The organism is Domibacillus sp. DTU_2020_1001157_1_SI_ALB_TIR_016 (assembly GCF_032341995.1).
GTDB lineage: Bacteria > Bacillota > Bacilli > Bacillales > Domibacillaceae > Domibacillus > Domibacillus indicus_A.
Genome location: NZ_CP135439.1, coordinates 2,508,533 through 2,527,649, shown reverse-complemented (window position 1 = coordinate 2,527,649; position 19,117 = coordinate 2,508,533). Strand labels below are relative to the sequence as shown.

The window sequence follows — 19,117 nt, the reverse complement described above, 5'->3', positions numbered from 1 at the left end:
GGTTACAATCAACCGTTTGTAACCCTGCTCCTTTTTATATGTTTGCTTCTTCGACGGGCTGGTGAAATAATGTGTTCATATGATGAACAATCACCTTTTTTATTTTCTCCTTTGACAGCCGCTTAGGGTGAAGCATTGCATGAAGAGCAAGACCGTCCACTAGAGCATAAAGCCGTTCGATTTCCAGATTTACATCCACTTCTTTTTTCAGCAATCCGCCCTCGAATAGTCCAGTCATAATCCGCTCGATCCCTTCACGTATGCCATCCTCCTCTTTTTGGGCATGCGGCAGGCTGTTCATAACAAAGTGAAACCAGACAGACATCTCTGTCTGGCTTTCAGCATCGTATGGAATAAGCTCAAGCAAGATGCGAATACTAATTTGTTGTGGAGAATCCTTTGATTGTAAAAGGCGGTTAATCCGGATAGATACCCGCTCTTTAACGAGATCCATCGCGTATAGGAGCAGTTCCTCCTGGGAGGAAAAATAATGACGGAGCGAGCCGAGAGAAATGCCGGCTTCAGCAGCAATGGCACGAACGGTCGCCCCTTCTATTCCCTTTTTTACAATAATAGTCCAGGTTGCTTCGGCAATTTGTTTTTTTCGCTTTTCATGATCGACGATTTTTGGCATATACCGATTGTAACAAAAAAGAGGGCAAGAAACCATTTTTTAATACAATTGTATTTAATAAGACAATGTGTTATCTTTTAAATAATACAAATGTATTATTTAAAAGAGGGGGAAAAGATGGATACCATTGCCTGGCTTATTATTGCATGTGAAGCAGCGTTTTGGGTGGTTATCGGAGTGGGTTTAACGATAAGATATGTATTCCAAAAGGAAAAAGCGGGTCTGCTTTTTTTAGCGCTTACCCCCATAATAGACTTGCTGCTGCTGATATTTACAGTAACAGATCTTCAAAGAGGAGCATCGGCCAGCATGGCTCATGGCATTGCGGCCGTTTATATCGGTGTTTCCATTGCTTATGGGAAAAGCATGATCAGATGGGCCGATGAGACATTCCGCCACTATGTGCTGAAAGAGGGCAGCAAGCCGGTGTCGAAAACAGGCTTTGCTTTTGCTAAGCAGGATTTAAAAAACACTATACGCCATGTTTTCGCTTACGGAATTGGAGCCGGGCTGCTGTATGGCATCATCCTGCTGGTTGGCGGGGGAGAACGAACAGAAGCACTCTGGCAGATTTTGTGCATTTGGACGCTTGTATTAGGGATCGATCTTCTAATAACAGCCAGCTATTTCATTTGGCCAAAACAGAGAAAAAAGAACGCACTTAAATAAAAAGTGCGTTCTTTTTATAAACGTATTGCTTTGAAAAATTTTTGCTCAGAAACGAGCTTGATGGCTCCGCCTTTTGACTGCCAGTTTTTTGCCCTTTGAATTTGGGCGGAAAGCTGTCCGTCTCGGTATTTTTTCGCATCAGATTCACCGACGATTAAATAATCAGTGTTTTTTTTAACGGTAGGATGAATGCTGGCACCAAGGCTTTGGACAATATGGATGGCTTCCTGCCGTTTCATAGACGTAAGCGTGCCAGTAAATGAAATGGCTTTTTGCGCAAAAGGATGTACGCCCGCATCTGCTTTTGGCTTTTGAACTGGAGCCGGCTTGTCCGGCTTCTTTTTGCGAAAAGACTCGCCGTGAATATAGCCGAATCCATACTGCGCTTCCTGGAGAAAGGCAGCAAGCGAAGCGTGGCGTTCCATCATACCGTTTACCACGACTGCACAGGCAACGGCATCTTCCAGCGCATTATGATGATTGAATGTAAAGTTAAAGTGGCCGGCTACCACATTCAATTTGTTAGAAGGCAGCTTTAACATAGATTTTGCCAGCATACAGGAACAGAAATATGGATTATTCGGCAGGGACAGCCCATGTTTTTGAGCTGTGCTGCGCAGGACGCTAATGTCGAATTGGGCAAAGTGAGCCACAATTGGATCCTCTCCGATAAAAGTCATTACTTCATCGAAAATATCGCTAAACGAGGGCGCGTCCTCTACATTTTCCGGCCGGATGCCGTGCACGGCGATATTCCGGCTGTCAAACCGCTCTTTCGGATTAACAAGCGAATAGTATGTTTTTTTGATTTCTCCATCGACTACTTTTGCCAGCCCAATCGAACAAACACTGCTTCGGCTGGCGTTCGCCGTCTCGAAATCAAGTGCAGTGAAATTTTTCACGTCTGGATCATCCTTTACGTTAATCATAGTTATAGTAGAATAAGTGTACTGGTTTTAGGTATGAAATACAATCAGGCGTATGGTACACTAGCAGAAAAAGCAGGTAAGGCAGGTAAGATGATGATTAAATTCGGCTTGGCATTAACAGTTATTGGACTAATCACTATTTTGAGCGGGCTTCTTTATCCGATGGGCGTTATTCCAAAAAATACGTTTCTCATCCTGCTCGTTGCAGGCGCACTCGTCATGTTTATTGGATCAATGGTACGGACGGTGGGCATCTTAAAAAAGAAGTAGTCCTTTTGCTTTTACATGGTGGCAGATTATACTCTTTGTTTATTTTCAAGAAAATGTGGAAATAACGTAAAAGAGACAGATCAAAGGAGGCACATTCACATGACAGAAGAAAACAAACAGTCCAATGACTCAATAGAGCAGCAACGAAAGAAAGAGCGCGGTGAAGATATCGAACCGCAGCGCGCACAGGATAAAAAGGAAAAGCGCCCTGAAGATAAAAACCCTGACGATTTCGAATAATCGTCAGGGTTTTTTATTTTCCATGAAAAAAAGGAGCCCAATGGAGAAAAGTATGTCAAAATAAATGAAGCAGAGGATAATAGAAAGAAGGATCAATGTGAACGAATTTATTTATACAGTGAATTATAGTGAGGAAGACGAAGAACTGGCTGAAATGGAGCTGCGTGCTTTTTTCGGTTCGTCTGCCTCCGGACCGGTAGTGAAAAGCAGTGTCGATCTGGACGTGAATCGAAGCCCGTTTATACGGGAAAAAGTAGAAGTGCTTCTTGAGGCGGATTCGGTGGCTGACATCGTTCAAAAAGCCGGCAGCATCGATATAGGAAGTGAAACATTTAAAGCGATTTTTGTGAAAACGAACGACCTGCCACCTGAAAAAAAAGTAGAATATCAGGAACGGCTGGAAATTGAACGGGCTATTGGCTGGGAAATTATTGGGGAAGCGGACTTGAAAAATCCGGATCACCTTTTTGGCCTTGTGGCTTGCGGCGGACGCTGGTATCTGGGGCGTTATGAGAAAAACAAGCGTGTATGGATGAAACATATTCAAAAGCCGCGTGAATATTCAACAGCGCTCAGTGCCCGAGATGCCCGGGTCATGGCGAATATTGCTGTACCAGAGCCAGAAGGCATTCGGGCTGTCGATCCATGCTGCGGGATCGGGACTGTTTTAGTGGAAGCTTTATCAATGGGGATGGACATTGAGGGGCGCGATATCAATCCGCTTGTTGTTGGAGGCTCGCGTGAAAACCTGGCTTACTTTGGCCTCGAAGGCTGTGTCACACTCGGACCGATTGAAGAAGTAGAAGAGCATTATGATGTAGCGATTATTGATATGCCATATAATCTGTATACACATGCAACACCTGATGAGCTGCAGTCCATTTTAACGCATGCACGGCGCATTGCCGACAGGCTCGTTGTCGTATCGATTGATCCGATTGAAGAAATGGTTGAGAAAGCAGGTTTTGCTATTCAAGACCGCTGCATTGCAAGAAAAAGTACTTTTTCCAGACGCATTCTCTCCTGTTCATAAGAAGGCCCTTCCCTTCAAAGGTAGCAGGCTTCCCATAAAAGCCTGCTTTCGCATTTTGCTCGAATGCTGATACATTTCAATTGAAATGTATGAGACTGTAGACAAATTATATGGACGACCGTGCACATGAATGGGATGGATCGGCGGCGTCCAGGCAGCTCCGCGTTCCATGGGGCAGGCGCTGAGCCCATAGGAGTCTGCTCCGCCCATGGAACGCGAAGTCCGGCAGGCTTCACTTATCGGCTCTTTTTTTAAAGCGAAAGACTTTGTCTACGCACTGAGACATTTCAGTTGAAATGTCTTTTTTTATTTGACATAATGTAAAGTTTTATTTAGATAATTGTAAATTTTCTCATTTCTTTAAGCCGATCATGCTATAATTCCTATATTGAAAAAATAGTTTAGGGGGGCAGTTGAATGAAAAAAGCGTGGACAGTAGGAACCGTTATTGCAGCAGGATTATTTGTGCCGCAGATGGCACAGGCAGCCGAAGATACTGTAAAGCTGCGTATTGTAGAAACATCCGATCTTCATTCTAATGTAATGAACTATGATTACTATAAGGATTCGGCGACAAACGCCTACGGGCTTGCTAAAGCGGCTGCCTTAATCAAACAGGTGCGCGGGGAAGCAGACAACAGCATGCTTTTTGACAACGGTGATTTAATTCAAGGAAGTCCACTTGGTGATTACGTTTATAACAATGGATTAATGAAGGAAGGCTATATTCACCCGGTATACAAAGCGATGAATCAACTGGGCTACGATGCAGCAACAATCGGCAACCATGAATTCAACTACGGGCTTGAGTATATGGATACAGCGCTTAACGGAGCAGCGTTTCCATACGTAAATGCGAACGTTTATGACACGGAAGGAAATCCGTATTTTACACCGTTTAAAATCATTGAAAAAGAAGTAAAAGATACAGACGGAGAAGTACATACAATTAAAGTCGGCGTTACCGGCTTTGTGCCCCAGGATATTATGAAATGGGATGCCAAGCACCTAGAAGGAAAATTGGTGGTGGAAGACATTGTAAATTCCGCTCAAAAGGTGGTGCCGCAAATGAAGGAAGCGGGGGCGGATGTAATCGTGGTTCTTTCGCATTCCGGCATTGCCGAGTATGACCAGAACGGCGCCATGAAAGAGTATACAGAAGGTATTGAAAACGCCTCTTATTATTTAACGAAAATTCCAGGTGTGGATGCTGTTTTAACAGGCCACCAGCATTTGAGCTTTCCGAATGCGGCTAAGCCATCTTTTCCAGATGGAAACGGTATCGACAATACAAATGGGACCATTAATGGTGTTCCAATGGTTATGCCTGGCTCATGGGGCAATAACATTGGGCTGATTGATCTCCAGGTTCAAAAAGTGAACGGAAAATGGGATGTAACAAGCGGAACCGGTTCTCTTAAGCCGATTACATCCGGTAATGTGACTGTAGAAGCGGATGCCGCTGTTGCAGCATCTGTTCAAACCGAGCACGAAGCGACGATTAAGTATATGGAAACACCGGTAGGAGAGCTCAAAGGAGATTTAAATACGTATTTTGGCCTTGTGCGGGATAATGCGGCAATGGAAATTTTAAACCGGGCACAAACATGGTATGTAGAAGATACACTGAAAGGTACGCAATATGAGAACCTTCCTGTTCTTTCAGCAGCGGCACCATTTAAAGCAGGACGCGGCGGCGTAGAAGATTATACGGATGTCCAGGCGGGCACGCTCGTGCTGAAAAACATTGCAGATTTGTACCTATACGACAACAACGTTGTCAATGCCGTTAAAGTGAACGGTGCCACTTTGAAAGAATGGCTTGAGTGGTCAGCGGGGCAGTTTAACACGATCGATCCGGCAAAAGAAGATGGACAAGCACTGATTAACCCGGATTTCCCAACCTACAACTTTGACGTGATCGACGGCGTTACCTATGAGATCGATGTGACATCCCTGCCGAAATACGACAAAGGACAAAATGTGATCAACGCATCGGCAAACCGGATTAAAAACTTGAAATTTAATGGAAAACCGGTAACAGATGGGATGGAGTTTATCGTAGCCACCAATGATTATCGGGCAGCAGGCAGCAAGCTGATGAACCCAGGCGGCGTAAACACGGTATTAAAAGCACCGGATTCCAACCGCCAGGCGGTAATGAATTATGTAAAGGAATTCAAAGAAATTGACGCAGCAGTAGACAACAACTGGACGTTTGCCAAAACAAAAGCGAAAGCAACGTTCACCTCTAATCCAAAAGCAGAAGCGCTTGCCAAAGAAACGGATAACATTACGTATACGGGCAAAACCGATGAAAAAGGATTTGGCATTTTTGAGCTTGACTTAAACAAGGGCACAGCAGGTGCGCCGTCCTTTGCAGACGTGCCAGCGGATCACTGGGCAGCTGAGTATATCGCGGCACTCGCTGAAGCAGGCATTATTAAAGGCAAAACCGATGCAACATTCGATCCTGAAGGCGATGTGACACGCGGCCAGTTTGCGAGCATGCTCGTCCGTACCATGAAATGGACGGCCCAAAAAGAAACACCATTTGTCGATGTAAAGGGCCGGCTGAAGCAGGATATTACGGCTGCATTCGAAGCAGGCGTTGTAAAGGGCACAACAGCTAAAACGTTTGAACCGGCTAAATCGATCAGCCGTGCCGAGATGGCAGCGATGCTTGTGCGCGCTTATGAAAAAAAACACGGAGCAGTTAAAGTAACGGGCTCTATGCCGTTTACCGATGTGGGCCAATACCGCACATCTATTCAACAATCCATCCAGAAAGCGTATCAGCTCGGCTTGATGGAGGGAACAGGCAAAATATTTAAGCCGGGCGACACGGCGACACGGGCCGAGGCGGCAAAAGTGCTTTATTTGCTCGGCCAAAAATAAATATGACACTTGTCATATTTATTGTATGACGGGTGCTACTGCACAACACGTTTTCCTTCCGGTATAGTAAAGTTATTACTGAGCGGAGGGAACGTAAACATGAGCAAAGAACATACAAAAATTTTACGAAAACAAGTAGCTCCCTATGAAAAATCTGATACGCATAAAAGCATCTTTCAATTAATCAATACAATTGGCCCGTTTTTGCTGGTCTGGTTTCTGGCATACCAAAGCCTGCAAATTTCCTACTGGCTGACACTCGGGTTATCGGTAATCGGTGCCGGGTTTATTACACGCATCTTTATTATTTTTCACGATTGCTGCCACCACTCCTTTTTTAAGAACCGCAAGCTGAACCGGGTAGTAGGCACGATCACAGGTGTTTTAACGTTTTTCCCGTATGACCAGTGGCAGCACAGCCATAATGTCCACCACGCAACAAGCTCAAATCTTGACAAGCGCGGTACAGGGGACATGTGGATGCTGACGGTTAATGAATATTATGAAGCGCCATTGAAAACACGTATTGCATACCGTTTATATCGCAATCCGTTTATCATGTTCGTTATTGGTCCAATATGGGTGTTCTTGATCACCAACCGTTTTAACGTGAAAGGCGCCCGCAAAAAAGAGCGCATGAACACATACTTAACGAATGTGCTTCTTCTTCTTGGCGTCGCTCTTATGTGCTGGCTCGTCGGCTGGCAGGCGTTTCTCCTTGTACACGGCCCGATGTTCTGGATCGCCGGGGCGATGGGTGTATGGCTGTTTTATGTGCAGCATACCTTTGAGGATTCGTACTTTGAAGAAGATGAACATTGGAGCTACGTAAAAGCAGCAGTAGAAGGAAGCTCGTTTTACAAACTGCCAAAGCCGCTTCAATGGATTACTGGTAATATTGGCTTTCACCATGTGCATCATTTAAGCCCGCGCGTGCCAAATTATCAGCTTGAAGCAGCGCACTCAAATTCCGAACCGCTTCAAAGTGTTCCGACTATCACACTCTGGACCAGTATCCAGTCTGTAAAGTTTCGCCTTTGGGATGAGGAACAGGATAAATTCGTTACATTTAAACAAGCTAAAAAAACATATGGCTCACTTGATAAACGAAGTGCCATTCAGTAGTTTGAAAAGCTGCCCCCACTCAAGTGAGGGCAGTTTTTTTATGGTAAAATAAAAATAAAAAAGGTGTCGTATGAAAAAAAGATTCGCATCGTTTGGGAAAAGCTCCGGTTTGTCTCCTTATATATGGATTATTTTAAGTCTGCTGCCGTTTTATTTTATTTTTCAGTCGTCGTCCACGAATGAAATTGTCATCGGCATTACATTAACGATTTTGTTTTTTATCAGCTTCAGGTTTGCTTTTTTATCATCCAGGTGGCCGGTTTACTTCTGGGTCTGCCTTCTTGTCGGCATTTCTGTAGCCATGACGGTTATGTATCAGTTTATTTACTTTTCATTCTACATTGCTTATTACAATGGAAATATCCGCAAGCGTGCGGCTTTTATAACAGCTTACGTGATCCACCTGGTCAGCACCATTGGTTCGATTAACTATAACCTTGTGGTTCAGGACCCGCTGTTTATTCAGCAGATTCCCATTATTGTCATCGTATTTATTGGCATTGTGCTGCTGCCCTTTTCATTGTACAACCGAAAAAAACAGGATAAGCTTGAAGCTGAGCTGCAGCTTGCCAACAATCGGATTGCTGATCTTGTGAAACAAGAGGAACGCCAGCGGATCGCTCGTGATCTGCATGATACGCTTGGCCAGAAGCTTTCCCTCATTGGATTAAAAAGCGATTTGGCACGCAAGCTGATCGAAAAAGACCCGGAACGGGCAAAGGGAGAGCTGCTGGATGTGCAGCAAACGGCACGAACCGCATTGAATGAAGTGAGAAACCTTGTTTCGTCCATGCGGGGCATCCGGGTGAATGATGAAATTGTGCTTGTTCAGCAAATGCTGCGGGCTGCACAAATTGAGTATACAGGCGCTGATTCTTTTCAGCTTGTAAATGTATCGCTGTTTGTGGAAAATGTGCTCAGTATGTGCATGAAAGAAGCGGTAACGAATATCGTAAAACACAGCCAGGCCTTTTCCTGCCATATATCAATTGAGCAGCTTGAAGATTCCGTTCGAATGACCGTAAAAGATGATGGTGTAGGGCTCAGCCGCCAGGATATTGGAAAAGGAAGCGGACTGCCTGGTATGCGGGAGCGGCTTGAGTTCGTAAATGGAAGTTTAGAGCTCCGAAGTGAAAATGGCACAGTTTTAGTCATGACGGTACCGAACAATGTCACACAGCATGACAGGGAGGGAATGAAATGATTCGCATTGTCATTGCAGAGGACCAGCGCATGCTTCTTGGAGCACTTGGGTCGCTGCTCAGCTTGGAAGATGATATGGAAGTGGTTGGACAAGCTGCAAATGGAGAAGAAGCTGTTACACTTGTGCGGGAGCTGCAGCCGGACATTTGTATAATGGATATTGAAATGCCGCTGAAAACAGGGCTTGAAGCGGCTGAAGAATTAAAAAATGATGCATGTAGGGTGATTATTTTAACGACATTTGCCCGCACAGGCTACTTCCAGCGGGCGCTAAAAGCAAAAGTAAGCGGGTATTTACTAAAGGACAGTCCAAGCGATGAACTGGCGAGTTCCATCCGTAGTATTATGAATGGCCGAAAAGTGTATGCGCCGGAATTGATGGATGACTTATACAGTGAAGAAAATCCGCTGACGGAACGTGAAAAAGATGTGCTGGCTCTTGTTTCAGAAGGAAAAAGCACAGGAGAGATTGCAAAGCAGCTGAATTTAAAAAACGGGACCGTCCGCAATTACATCTCTACGATTTTCGATAAGCTGGAAGTGAAAAATCGAATAGAAGCCATTTCTCAATCTAAAGAAAAAGGCTGGTTTAAATAAAGGAGAGCGTGCAGAAGCACGCTTTTTTTATGGAAGAAAAAGAGATGAGCGAGGCCATTCGCTCATAAGATAAAAAAGCACAGAAGAAAAAAGGAGGACAAGCTGTGAGTTTATTTTTAGGCGCTGGTATTGCACTGGCCGGCTATTTTATCGGAGACGGACTTAAAAATTGGAAAAATCCATCTGAAAAAACGTTTATCGATCATTTCAAGCGAAGAGGTCAGTCTGAGCTTATTCAGGAGGATACTTTGCATCGTTTTTTTGGCGCGCCGAAGCAGGATACGAAAGAACTGCTTCAAAAATATCCGGATATTCCATCTGTTGATGTAAATGGAAAAACGTATTTTTCAAGAACTTCTCTCCGCCAGTGGCTGGAAGCACGTAAGATTCGTTCCGATTAACAGGCTCAAGCTGTATAAATAGCGTTCATCTGCCTAAGACTAAAGAAAAAAGGAGGGATAAAGTGGATACAAACCTGACATTGATCCTCGGAAAAATAATGGGAGAACTATACGATCTTCAAAGCCGGCAGGGCATTGACAAAGCCGATAAAGGCCATATTTATGGACTTAAAAATGGATTTGAAGAAGCGCTGGCGAAAGAATTCGGGGAGCTCTCCGTTGTCCGGAAAGAAGAAGTGGAGACGGTATACCGATATTTTTCTCCTTTTATGGAGGCAAAGACGGAAACAGACGAGCTTCCCCCCATTGAAGAAATGCGGGCACAGATGGAGAAAAAGGGGATTTCTCAAGACCGGTTTATTATCATTTTAAGATACTTGAATGCATGTGACAGGATCAATGTTGATGTAAACCAATTTGGCGACTTTATGTTAATAGGCGGACATGGCGAAAAGTAAGTATCCTTTATGGGTGCTTCAGTGTGTAGACAAAGTCTTTCGCTTTTAAAAAAGAGCCGATAAGTGGTATTGAAGACCCATAAGCAAGGGTCAAATAGACATTTTCTCTTTTTTAAACAGAAAGATATGACCTTATGAGCTCTATACAATCTTGTCGCCGCCAATACATCCCATTTATGTGTACGGTCATTCATATAATTGTTTACAGTCTAAAGCACCCTTCAAGGGTGCTTTTTTCATTTTATTTTCACTTTCTTCCACTACGATAAAAGGCAGATCACATTACAAAGGAAGTGCGATAGATGGAGCAGGAAATGGGTGAATGGAAAAGACTGATGCTGATTCACAAATTTGCGCTGGATGAAGTAAATACGAAGCTGAATATTTTAAATGAAGAGTTTCAGCATATCCACCAATACAATCCGATTGAACATATTAAATCGCGATTGAAAAATCAGCATGGCATTATTCAAAAGTTGAACCGAAAAGGTTACGCGTTAACCACGGAAAATGCACGGCGCCATGTGCACGATATTGCCGGCATTCGCATTACATGTTCGTTTGCATCCGACATCTATCATGTGCTGCAAATGCTCAATCAACAGCGGGATATTCAACTTGCACATGTAAAAGATTACATCAAACATCCAAAACCAAACGGCTATCAAAGTTTGTATGCGATCATTGAAATCCCTGTTTTTATGGCGGCTTCAACCGAAAAAACGATGGTTGAAGTGCAAATCCGTACGGCTGCGATGGATTTCTGGGCGGGACTGGAGCATAAGCTGTTTTATAAATTTGACGGTGTCATTCCGCCCCGCCTGCAAAGAGAACTGAAAAGTGCAGCGGACACGATGACCGCGCTCGATCAAAAAATGGAAGCGATCAAGCAGGAAATGGATTTTGTTAAAAACGGCGGAACATTCATTTGACTTTCACCGTTTTTTCACTTTTGTTTTTTATACTGAACTCGGAAAATAAATAGCAGGGAGAGAAAAAATGAACGCTTTAAAAAAAGGAAAAACGTATGTATGGGCTGCGATTATCGCAGCAATAGCGGCGGCTGGATTCTTTTTTGCCACAGCCGGCAGCAGCGCAGAAACGATTGCGGAGGTAGGCGGAACCAAAATTACGAAAGATGATTTGTATGATTCACTTGTAAAAATGTACGGAGCAGACGCAGCGGAATCGTTAATTGCGGACAAGATTGTGGAAAAAGAAGCCGCTAAGGAAAAGGTGCAGGTGACGGATAAGGAGATTCAAGAAGAACTGGACGCAACCATTGAGTCGTACGGAGGAGAAGAAGCGTACAAGTCAGCGCTTGAATCAAGCGGTATGACCGAAGCAGATATGAAAGAAGAAATTAAAGTATATCTTGAGACGGTGAAACTGCTTGAGCCGCGCATCGAAATCACAGATGAAGAAATCGAGACTTATTTTAATGAAAACAAAGATACGTTTGCCACATCTGAACAAGTAGAAGCCAGCCACATTTTAGTAGATGACGAAGCGACAGCAAAAGAAGTTGCAGCGAAGCTTGCAGACGGAGAAGACTTTGCAGCGCTGGCAAAAGAATATTCTACAGATACAACAAGTGCGGAAAATGGTGGTGAGCTGGGCTACTTTGGTACAGGGGAAATGACCGAGGAATTCGAGAAAGCCGCTTTTGCGATGGAGATTGGTGAAATCAGCGAACCGGTTAAAACCGATTACGGCTATCATATTATTAAAGTAACAGGAAAGAAAGAAGCGAAAGCCGCTAACTTGGAAGACAGCAAAGAGGAAATTAAAGAAACGCTCAAGCAAGAAAAAATGTCGAGTGAATATACAACCTGGCTGGAAGAAAAAAAGGAAGATTATGATATTTACAATTCATTTGAATAAAAGAAAGAACTCTGTCCTCGGGGCAGAGTTTCACACTGTAGACAAATTATATGGATGATCGTGCATATAAATGGGGTGGACCGGCGGCGTCCAGGCGGCTCTACCGGTCTCATCTGCCTGCTAGTCCCATAGGAGTCTGCGCCGCCCTCCCGCCGCCAAGTGGCTTGCGACAAGATGTATAGAGCTAAAAAGGCCGTATCTTTATGTTTAAAAAGAGAAAATGTCTACTTGGTCCTTGCTTATTGGTCTTCAACACTACTTAGTGAAGCCTGCCGGACGAAGACTCCTGCGGGAAGTACAGTGAGTCGGGAGACCCCGCAGGCGCAGCCGAGGAGGCTCCCGCACTGCCCGCGGAACGCGAAGCCGGCAGAATTCACTTATCGGCTCTTTTTTAAAAGCGAAAGACTTTGTCTACGCACTGGAACTCTGTCCTTAGGGCAGAGTTTCTTTTTCTTCTCGACAGCATGGGTCTTGTTTCTGAAAAAAGTGGGTATGGGTAAAAGAAGATGGGAGAAAACGGCTTTTGGGGACGTTGTTTTGCAGCCCTTTTTCCTCAAACAGATTAGTTGTGAAAACAGCGAAACCGTACGTATAATGAACAATTAATACGGCAACAATGAACAGTATTTCCGAATAAAAGGAGGAACAAAGAAAGAGGCATGAAAGTCATCGCCACCATTTTAAGTGTTGTAGCAGTGTGTGTGGCAGGTTTCGCGATTTGGATTTATTACCCGCAATATCAGATAGAACAATTAAAAGAAGGACCGCAGACGCTTGCAAGTGAGCGGAAAGAGACATATATCGATTATTTCCGCGAAAGTGACAAGCAGGTACTTCGCCACCTGGCAATTGGAGATTCTATTATTACCGGTTTTGGTGCACCGCCGAAAGAAAATCTCGTGAAGTCTTTTTCGGAAAGCCTTGAGTCATCCATTCAAAAAGAGGTTGAATTCCAAAACGAAGGCATTAATGAAATTACAAGTACTGAATTAAACCGTCTCGTGCAGGGCGGAGAGTTTGATGATCAGATCAAGAAAGCGGATATTGTGACGATTAATATCGGCGGCAATGATATTTTGCAGCTTGGCTTCCAAAAAGGGTTTTATGAGGCTGTTCAATCCGTGGATTCGCTTCAAAAAACATTTAATACCAATCTGACCGACATCATGGAGCGGGTGCATACGTTAAATCCGGAAGCCACGGTTTTGCTGTTAGAATTGTACAATCCGCTTGATAAAGAATTTGAACTGTATTCAATGGCAGACCGGCTCCTGCCAAGATGGAACCTTCAATTTTATGAGCTGGCAGCCAAGCACGATTATGCGGTTGTCGTCGATACCACCGAAGTGATCAACAGTGAAACACCACAGAATGTGTCAGATGATGGGATTCATCCGAACGAGTTTGGCTACCATGCTATTGCGGACCAAATGCTGTTTCAGCTTCAGCAGGAAGTACGGTAAAAACGAGCGGGCTTTTGCTTGGAAAGAAAGCCCGCACCTGTTAGGATGAAACAAAAGGGGGATTTGCATGAAACCGAACCGGCTGAATGGATCTATGAAAATTGCGTTAGGATGGGATGGAAGCGCTTCGCTTTTTGACCTGGATATGATGGCGCTGCTTGTAGATAGGGAGAACCGTGTGCGCTCAAGTGAACATATTGTTTTTTACAATCAGCTCACTGCTTTCGACGGAGCGCTTCTTTTATCGAGCGATAATCAAACAGGAGCCGGCAGCGGTGATGATGAAGAGCTTTACGTACAGCTGTCGATGCTTCCTGATACAGTGGATAAAATTGTTCTTGCCATTGCTCTTCACGAATCGGGCGGGCGGACATTCCGCGATGTGAACGCTGCATTTGTCCGGATGATCAATGATGAAATAAAAGAAGAAATTGTCCGGTATGAATTAGGAGAAGACTTTTCGGACGCAGCCGGCGTCGTGATTGGTGATATCCGACGGGCAGAAAAAGGCTGGAGAATCGTTTTGACCGGAAGTGGTGTATCCGGCGATTTTCGGTCTATTTGTCGTGCATACGGTCTCACATCCTTGCCGGAAGGGTTTTTCAATAAGAAAAAAGGAATGAATAAAATCTCCCCGCCGCATATTGAGAAGCTGTTTTAAATAAAACAGCTTTTTTAGTTGTGTTTTTTTTTTAAATCTTGTACGATTTAATCGTACAAGATTTAAAAAACGATTAAAGGAGTTTTTCGAATGAAACCTATTTTTGAAACAACAATTATTAACACAGGCGGACGCGACGGAGAAGTTCATTCACCGGACAACATTTTTAATTTAGATGTTGAAAAACCACAGGCACTTGGCGGCAATGCGACAACAGCTACAAATCCAGAGCAGTTATTTGCAGCGGGCTACAGTGCATGCTTTAACAGTGCACTTGAATTGCTGCTTGAACAGGGAGGCATTGAATTCCAAAGCAGCCAGGTTACAGCAACCGTTGCTCTTTACCCGGACAAAGCCGATAAAGGTGTTAAGCTTGGTGTTAAGCTTGAAGTGTCCATTGAAGGAGTAGACCAAGCAACAGCAGAGGAATATGTGAACAAAGCGCACCACTTCTGCCCATATTCAAAAGCGATCAGCGGTAACGTTGATGTTGAATTGTCTGTAAAGCAATAAGGAGGAGGGAGTTCTGTGACAACTGTTTACGATTTTAGCGTTAAAAAACCGAACGGCAATGAAATGCCGTTAAAAGAGTACGAGGGCAAACCGCTGTTGATTGTCAATACGGCAAGCAAATGCGGATTTACGCCGCAGTTTGGCGGCCTGCAGTCTTTATATGAAAAGTACAAAGACGACGGTTTTGTTGTTCTCGGGTTTCCGTGTGATCAGTTTAACAACCAGGAATATGACGATATCAATCAAACGACCGAATTTTGCCGGGTAAACTATGGTGTTACGTTTCCCATCTTTGCCAAGGTTGATGTAAATGGTGAGGATGCACACCCGCTGTTTGTTCACTTAACAACCGAGAAAAAAGGGATGCTGTCCAAAAAAATCAAATGGAATTTTACAAAATTTCTCGTCGACCGAAACGGGCAGGTTGTCGAGCGGTATGCACCACAGACAAGCCCTGAAAAAATAGAAGAGGATGTAAAAAAAATCCTATCATGAATGATTTCCGCTCACTGAACAGCCAGCTTTGTTTTGCTGTTTATGAAACAGCTGGTGAGTTTAACAAGCTGTATACAAGCGTATTGCAGCCGTTTGGACTTACGTATCCGCAGTATTTAGTGCTTTTGGCTTTATGGGAAAGAGATGAAGTAACGATGAAAGAGCTTGGTGCAAAGCTCGACCTTGGTACTGGAACACTGACACCGATGATTTCACGTATGCAGGAAAATGGATGGGTGCGTAAAGAGCGCTCCAAAGAAGATGAACGAAAAGTATTTATCTATTTAGAGGAAAAAGCGCACCAGCAGCAGAGGGCTATTACGAAGCGTGTGGCAGAGGAAATCGAACTTTGTCAAATTAACGTGGACGAATACAAAGAATTGATGACCAGGCTTAATGATCTGCATCAAAAACTCAAAAAAAGAACAAATTCCGCCGATGCGTAGTGCATCGGCGGAATTTTTTTGTTGTCATGTTTCGGACAGGTCGCGCATATCGTATTACGGGAAAGGGTGATGCGCATGTGTGGCATAACAGGCTTTGTACACTTTAATCAAGAGCTTGCCAGTAAAAAAGAAACAGTCCGCCAGATGGCGCAGACACTTGAAAAACGGGGACCGGACGATTTTAACATTTGGACAGCGGAACATGTAGCATTCGGTCATACGCGGCTTGTCGTCGTAGATCCGACAGGCGGGATCCAGCCGATGACGCGCGGAACGTACACCATTGTATACAACGGTGAGCTGTACAATACGGAAGAAATCCGGGCTGAGCTCAAAAAGTGCGGTCACTCATTTCAAGGACATTCGGACACGGAAGTGCTGCTTTATTCATTTATCGAGTGGCGTGAAAAGTGCCTGGAGCGGCTGAATGGCATTTTTGCGTTTGGTGTGTGGGACCAAACACGTGGGGAGTTATTTATGGCACGTGACCGGCTCGGTGTGAAGCCATTATTTTATACAGAAAAAAATGGCGCGTTTATTTTCGGCTCAGAAATCAAGGCGCTGCTTGCCCATCCAGATGTGAAATCGGAACTTGACCGATTAGGCTTTATGGAGCTGATCGCGATCGGACCAGGCCGTACACCGGGACAGGGAGTGTTTAAAGGGATCAAAGAGCTTCGGCCGGCGCACGCGCTAACTGTAAAAAAGACCGGGGTGAAAGTATGGAGATACTGGAATGTACAGAGCGCCCCGCATGCTGATTCCCTTCCTGAGACAGCCTTGCGTGTCCGGGAGCTGCTGCAGGATGCTGTAATGCGTCAGCTGACGGCAGATGTACCGGTGTGTACCTTTCTGTCTGGAGGGGTAGATTCCAGTGCAATCAGTGCATTTGCAGCTCAGTTTTTCGACACACCGCTTCATACGTATTCGATTGAGTACGAAGATAACAGCCGCTTTTTCAAGCAAAACGTTTTTCAGCCGGGGGAAGACCGGCCATGGATCGAAAAAATGCAGCAGCACATTGGCTCCGTTCATCACACAAAAGTGATTGATCAGGAAACACTGGCTCATGCATTAAAAGAAGCCATGCGCGCGCGTGACCTCCCGGGCATGGCCGATGTGGATTCGTCCCTGCTTTGGTTCTGCCATGAAATCAAGCAGGACTTTACTGTCGGCTTGTCAGGAGAGTGTGCAGATGAAGTGTTCGGCGGGTATCCGTGGTTTCACCGGAACGGATCGGAAGAAGGGTTTCCGTGGATTACCTCCATGCAGGAAAAATCCCAGCTGTTAAACGATAAATGGCGGAAGGTTCTTCCATTAAAGGAATACGGACTGGAGCAAAGCGGCAAACTGCGGGACGAGACACCAAAGCTCGATGGGGAATCAGATGTGGAGCGCCGGCGCAGAGAGCTGTTTTATTTAAATATGGTATCATTCATGACCGCACTTTTGGAACGAAAAGACCGGATGAGCATGGGGGCAGGACTGGAAGTGCGTGTACCGTTTGCAGATCACCGGCTTGTTGAATACGTCTGGAACATACCGTGGGAGATGAAAATGGCAGACGGGCGTGAAAAAGGCATTCTTCGAAGAGCACTGGATGGTGTTCTGCCGGGAGATGTGCTGTATCGGAAGAAAAGCCCGTATCCAAAGACGCATCATCCAGCGTATACAGCAGCCGTGTCAAGCATGCTGCAGGATATTTTAAAGAAGGATACACCGCTCTTGCACTTTTTCTCAAAAGAAGGACTTGAGAAACTCGCACAGACCGGCGGGGCGTCTTTTCAATATCCGTGGTTTGGTCAGTTGATGACTGGACCGCAGCTTGTTGCTTATTTTATTCAAATGCACGAATGGTTTGAGGAATATTCTGTTAGGTTTTATGACAAATAAGATGTTTTTGAGCAGGAAATCGGGGAATATAGTAATCAAATACGAAAGGAGTGCTGAAAATGAAAACAAATAAAATGACATGTGTATATAGAAACGGGCAAGGTGAGTGGAAACAAGGCGAGTCGTTTGAAGAAGAACTCAAGCTCGGTGAAGGCACTCACTTTCATATCAAGTGCGGCGAAACATCAAAGTTTTACGAAATGGTTTCAGACCGTTATATAACAGATCGAAAAGACCGTCAAAAAACATTTTATAAATTTGAAACACCCGATGGCTATAAAGCAGGAGACCGCTTTTTCAGCGTTGCTTATATAGACCATCGCAATCAGGATATTACATTTGATATTCACAGCGAATAAACTTGCCTTACATGTTTTTATCATAAAAAAGGGGTTATTCCAAAGTCGAGGGAGTGGACTTTTGGAATAACTCCTTTTTATGTGTTAAAGAGACTCCAGTTTTTTCACACTTACTTTCACCTCAAGTGTCTGGCTGCCGCCTCTGTAAATCCCTTGAAGAGGGCTGACATCTGTATAGTCCCGGCCAATGCCGATTCGAATATGATTTTCTAGTGCTTCTACATTATTGGTTGGATCAAGCCCAATCCAGCCAATTCCGGGCACCATCACTTCTACCCAGGCATGGGAAGCTGAGTCGCCAATAAATTCTGCATTGTCTCCTGTGTATAAATAGCCGCTGACATATCTGGCTGGGATCCCTTTTTTTCTAAGCATGCCGAGCATAACATGCGTATAATCCTGACAGACGCCTTTTTTCAAAGCGAAAGCTTCCTGGGCCGTTGTATGAACATTCGTGGCTTCAGTATCATACGTAAATGTCTTATGCAAATACCGCATTAATTCCAGTGAAAATTGAACAGGATTTTCAATATTACCGACAGACTGCATCATTTCTTCTACTTGTTCCGGACTAAGAAAGGTATATGTATTTTCCTTTAAAAAAGGAAGATAGTGCTCTTTGAACCGCCTTGAATGAAAAATGGACTTCATTTCAGAAGAGTATTCAATTCGTTCAATAAACGGCGCCCGCTGAATGCTGACAACAGAAGTTGTTTTTACTTCTAATGAGCGGTGTTTTTGTGGGATAAGAAAGCTCTCCACGGTATTTCCCCACAAATCTATGCTTTCTTTTGTCATAGAAGGAGGAGTAATATCAATCTGATAAGAAAGCAGGTGCTGGCATTCGTCGGTACTTGGTTTTAAACGAATATGGTTCATGCTTTGGTCCACATCATTTTCGTATTCGAAAATATTGGTATGGGTAATTTCATATTTCATAAAGCCA

22 protein-coding genes are annotated in these 19,117 nt (G+C 44.3%); 19 read left to right on the top strand and 3 right to left on the bottom strand.

Going from position 1 to position 19,117, the window contains the following annotated elements:
* Positions 1-34 precede the first annotated feature (34 nt).
* Entirely contained in the window at positions 35-634 is a 600-nt protein-coding gene (locus RRU94_RS20920) for a TetR/AcrR family transcriptional regulator (RefSeq protein ID WP_315692805.1), read from the bottom strand.
* Positions 635-751: 117 nt separating this feature from the next.
* On the opposite strand from RRU94_RS20920, the gene RRU94_RS20915 reads away from it, so the two are divergent.
* Positions 752-1,303 (top strand): hypothetical protein, encoded by a 552-nt coding sequence (locus RRU94_RS20915; RefSeq protein WP_315692804.1) that lies wholly within the window; start codon positions 752-754, stop codon positions 1,301-1,303.
* 14 nt (positions 1,304-1,317) lie between these two features.
* Here RRU94_RS20915 and RRU94_RS20910 read toward each other — a convergent pair whose 3' ends face one another.
* The gene (locus tag RRU94_RS20910) at positions 1,318-2,205 is read right to left on the bottom strand and encodes an exonuclease domain-containing protein (RefSeq protein ID WP_315692803.1); all 888 of its coding nucleotides are present in this window, start codon (positions 2,203-2,205) and stop codon (positions 1,318-1,320) included.
* A gap of 60 nt (positions 2,206-2,265) precedes the next feature.
* On the opposite strand from RRU94_RS20910, the gene RRU94_RS20905 reads away from it, so the two are divergent.
* The 18 genes from RRU94_RS20905 to RRU94_RS20820 all read left to right on the top strand — a co-directional run bounded on the left by RRU94_RS20905 (position 2,266) and on the right by RRU94_RS20820 (position 18,171).
* On the top strand, positions 2,266-2,502 hold the full coding sequence (locus RRU94_RS20905) for a hypothetical protein (protein WP_315692801.1): 237 nt from the start codon (positions 2,266-2,268) through the stop codon (positions 2,500-2,502).
* A 99-nt stretch (positions 2,503-2,601) separates the two neighbouring features.
* Complete coding sequence (locus tag RRU94_RS20900; protein ID WP_242232282.1) at positions 2,602-2,742, top strand: 3-methyladenine DNA glycosylase; 141 nt, start codon at positions 2,602-2,604, stop codon at positions 2,740-2,742.
* 79 nt (positions 2,743-2,821) lie between these two features.
* On the top strand, positions 2,822-3,775 hold the full coding sequence (locus RRU94_RS20895) for a TRM11 family SAM-dependent methyltransferase (RefSeq protein ID WP_375337559.1): 954 nt from the start codon (positions 2,822-2,824) through the stop codon (positions 3,773-3,775).
* Positions 3,776-4,192: 417 nt separating this feature from the next.
* Positions 4,193-6,673 (top strand): bifunctional 2',3'-cyclic-nucleotide 2'-phosphodiesterase/3'-nucleotidase, encoded by a 2,481-nt coding sequence (locus RRU94_RS20890; protein WP_315692799.1) that lies wholly within the window; start codon positions 4,193-4,195, stop codon positions 6,671-6,673.
* A 99-nt stretch (positions 6,674-6,772) separates the two neighbouring features.
* Positions 6,773-7,798 (top strand): Delta(5) desaturase DesA, encoded by a 1,026-nt coding sequence (locus RRU94_RS20885; RefSeq protein ID WP_315692797.1) that lies wholly within the window; start codon positions 6,773-6,775, stop codon positions 7,796-7,798.
* A gap of 70 nt (positions 7,799-7,868) precedes the next feature.
* Positions 7,869-9,002 (top strand): sensor histidine kinase, encoded by a 1,134-nt coding sequence (locus tag RRU94_RS20880; RefSeq protein ID WP_315692796.1) that lies wholly within the window; start codon positions 7,869-7,871, stop codon positions 9,000-9,002.
* Positions 8,999-9,598: a response regulator transcription factor gene (locus RRU94_RS20875; RefSeq protein ID WP_315692795.1), complete on the top strand. Its 600-nt coding sequence runs from the start codon at positions 8,999-9,001 to the stop codon at positions 9,596-9,598. The genes RRU94_RS20880 and RRU94_RS20875 overlap by 4 nt, the downstream gene beginning before the upstream one ends.
* Before the next feature lie 104 nt (positions 9,599-9,702).
* Positions 9,703-9,999, top strand: coding sequence for a DNA-binding protein (locus RRU94_RS20870; RefSeq protein WP_315692794.1), 297 nt, complete (start codon positions 9,703-9,705; stop codon positions 9,997-9,999).
* Between the two features lie 62 nt (positions 10,000-10,061).
* Positions 10,062-10,457, top strand: a complete 396-nt coding sequence (locus RRU94_RS20865; protein ID WP_315692793.1) for a hypothetical protein — start codon at positions 10,062-10,064, stop codon at positions 10,455-10,457.
* A gap of 302 nt (positions 10,458-10,759) precedes the next feature.
* A complete protein-coding gene (locus tag RRU94_RS20860) occupies positions 10,760-11,389 on the top strand; it encodes a GTP pyrophosphokinase (RefSeq protein ID WP_315692792.1) in 630 nt (209 codons plus the stop codon).
* A 67-nt stretch (positions 11,390-11,456) separates the two neighbouring features.
* A complete protein-coding gene (locus tag RRU94_RS20855; RefSeq protein WP_315692791.1) occupies positions 11,457-12,341 on the top strand; it encodes a foldase protein PrsA in 885 nt (294 codons plus the stop codon).
* 659 nt (positions 12,342-13,000) lie between these two features.
* Entirely contained in the window at positions 13,001-13,804 is an 804-nt protein-coding gene (locus RRU94_RS20850; protein WP_315692790.1) for a GDSL-type esterase/lipase family protein, read from the top strand.
* Between the two features lie 67 nt (positions 13,805-13,871).
* The gene (locus tag RRU94_RS20845; RefSeq protein ID WP_315692789.1) at positions 13,872-14,465 is read left to right on the top strand and encodes a TerD family protein; all 594 of its coding nucleotides are present in this window, start codon (positions 13,872-13,874) and stop codon (positions 14,463-14,465) included.
* 90 nt (positions 14,466-14,555) lie between these two features.
* Complete coding sequence (locus tag RRU94_RS20840; RefSeq protein ID WP_315692788.1) at positions 14,556-14,978, top strand: organic hydroperoxide resistance protein; 423 nt, start codon at positions 14,556-14,558, stop codon at positions 14,976-14,978.
* 15 nt (positions 14,979-14,993) lie between these two features.
* Positions 14,994-15,473 carry a glutathione peroxidase gene (locus RRU94_RS20835; RefSeq protein ID WP_315692787.1) on the top strand — a complete coding sequence of 160 codons (480 nt, stop codon included), beginning with the start codon at positions 14,994-14,996 and terminating at the stop codon, positions 15,471-15,473.
* Positions 15,470-15,919 carry a MarR family winged helix-turn-helix transcriptional regulator gene (locus tag RRU94_RS20830; RefSeq protein ID WP_315692785.1) on the top strand — a complete coding sequence of 150 codons (450 nt, stop codon included), beginning with the start codon at positions 15,470-15,472 and terminating at the stop codon, positions 15,917-15,919. The genes RRU94_RS20835 and RRU94_RS20830 overlap by 4 nt, the downstream gene beginning before the upstream one ends.
* Before the next feature lie 75 nt (positions 15,920-15,994).
* Positions 15,995-17,812, top strand: a complete 1,818-nt coding sequence (gene asnB / locus RRU94_RS20825; protein WP_315692784.1) for an asparagine synthase (glutamine-hydrolyzing) — start codon at positions 15,995-15,997, stop codon at positions 17,810-17,812.
* A gap of 59 nt (positions 17,813-17,871) precedes the next feature.
* A complete protein-coding gene (locus tag RRU94_RS20820; RefSeq protein WP_242232266.1) occupies positions 17,872-18,171 on the top strand; it encodes a hypothetical protein in 300 nt (99 codons plus the stop codon).
* Between the two features lie 84 nt (positions 18,172-18,255).
* Here RRU94_RS20820 and RRU94_RS20815 read toward each other — a convergent pair whose 3' ends face one another.
* Positions 18,256-19,110 (bottom strand): transglutaminase family protein, encoded by an 855-nt coding sequence (locus RRU94_RS20815; protein WP_315692783.1) that lies wholly within the window; start codon positions 19,108-19,110, stop codon positions 18,256-18,258.
* Positions 19,111-19,117 lie beyond the last annotated feature (7 nt).

Excerpts from the sequence above, each read along its gene's own strand:
- RRU94_RS20920 (WP_315692805.1), bottom strand. The coding sequence starts at position 634 with ATGCCAAAAATCGTCGATCATGAAAAGCGAAAAAAACAAATTGCCGAA.
- RRU94_RS20915 (WP_315692804.1), top strand. The coding sequence starts at position 752 with ATGGATACCATTGCCTGGCTTATTATTGCATGTGAAGCAGCGTTTTGG.
- RRU94_RS20905 (WP_315692801.1), top strand. The coding sequence starts at position 2,266 with ATGAAATACAATCAGGCGTATGGTACACTAGCAGAAAAAGCAGGTAAG.
- RRU94_RS20900 (WP_242232282.1), top strand. The coding sequence starts at position 2,602 with ATGACAGAAGAAAACAAACAGTCCAATGACTCAATAGAGCAGCAACGA.
- RRU94_RS20890 (WP_315692799.1), top strand. The coding sequence starts at position 4,193 with ATGAAAAAAGCGTGGACAGTAGGAACCGTTATTGCAGCAGGATTATTT.
- RRU94_RS20885 (WP_315692797.1), top strand. The coding sequence starts at position 6,773 with ATGAGCAAAGAACATACAAAAATTTTACGAAAACAAGTAGCTCCCTAT.
- RRU94_RS20880 (WP_315692796.1), top strand. The coding sequence starts at position 7,869 with ATGAAAAAAAGATTCGCATCGTTTGGGAAAAGCTCCGGTTTGTCTCCT.
- RRU94_RS20875 (WP_315692795.1), top strand. The coding sequence starts at position 8,999 with ATGATTCGCATTGTCATTGCAGAGGACCAGCGCATGCTTCTTGGAGCA.
- RRU94_RS20860 (WP_315692792.1), top strand. The coding sequence starts at position 10,760 with ATGGAGCAGGAAATGGGTGAATGGAAAAGACTGATGCTGATTCACAAA.
- RRU94_RS20855 (WP_315692791.1), top strand. The coding sequence starts at position 11,457 with ATGAACGCTTTAAAAAAAGGAAAAACGTATGTATGGGCTGCGATTATC.
- RRU94_RS20850 (WP_315692790.1), top strand. The coding sequence starts at position 13,001 with ATGAAAGTCATCGCCACCATTTTAAGTGTTGTAGCAGTGTGTGTGGCA.
- RRU94_RS20845 (WP_315692789.1), top strand. The coding sequence starts at position 13,872 with ATGAAACCGAACCGGCTGAATGGATCTATGAAAATTGCGTTAGGATGG.
- RRU94_RS20840 (WP_315692788.1), top strand. The coding sequence starts at position 14,556 with ATGAAACCTATTTTTGAAACAACAATTATTAACACAGGCGGACGCGAC.
- RRU94_RS20830 (WP_315692785.1), top strand. The coding sequence starts at position 15,470 with ATGAATGATTTCCGCTCACTGAACAGCCAGCTTTGTTTTGCTGTTTAT.
- asnB (WP_315692784.1), top strand. The coding sequence starts at position 15,995 with ATGTGTGGCATAACAGGCTTTGTACACTTTAATCAAGAGCTTGCCAGT.
- RRU94_RS20820 (WP_242232266.1), top strand. The coding sequence starts at position 17,872 with ATGAAAACAAATAAAATGACATGTGTATATAGAAACGGGCAAGGTGAG.
- RRU94_RS20815 (WP_315692783.1), bottom strand. The coding sequence starts at position 19,110 with ATGAAATATGAAATTACCCATACCAATATTTTCGAATACGAAAATGAT.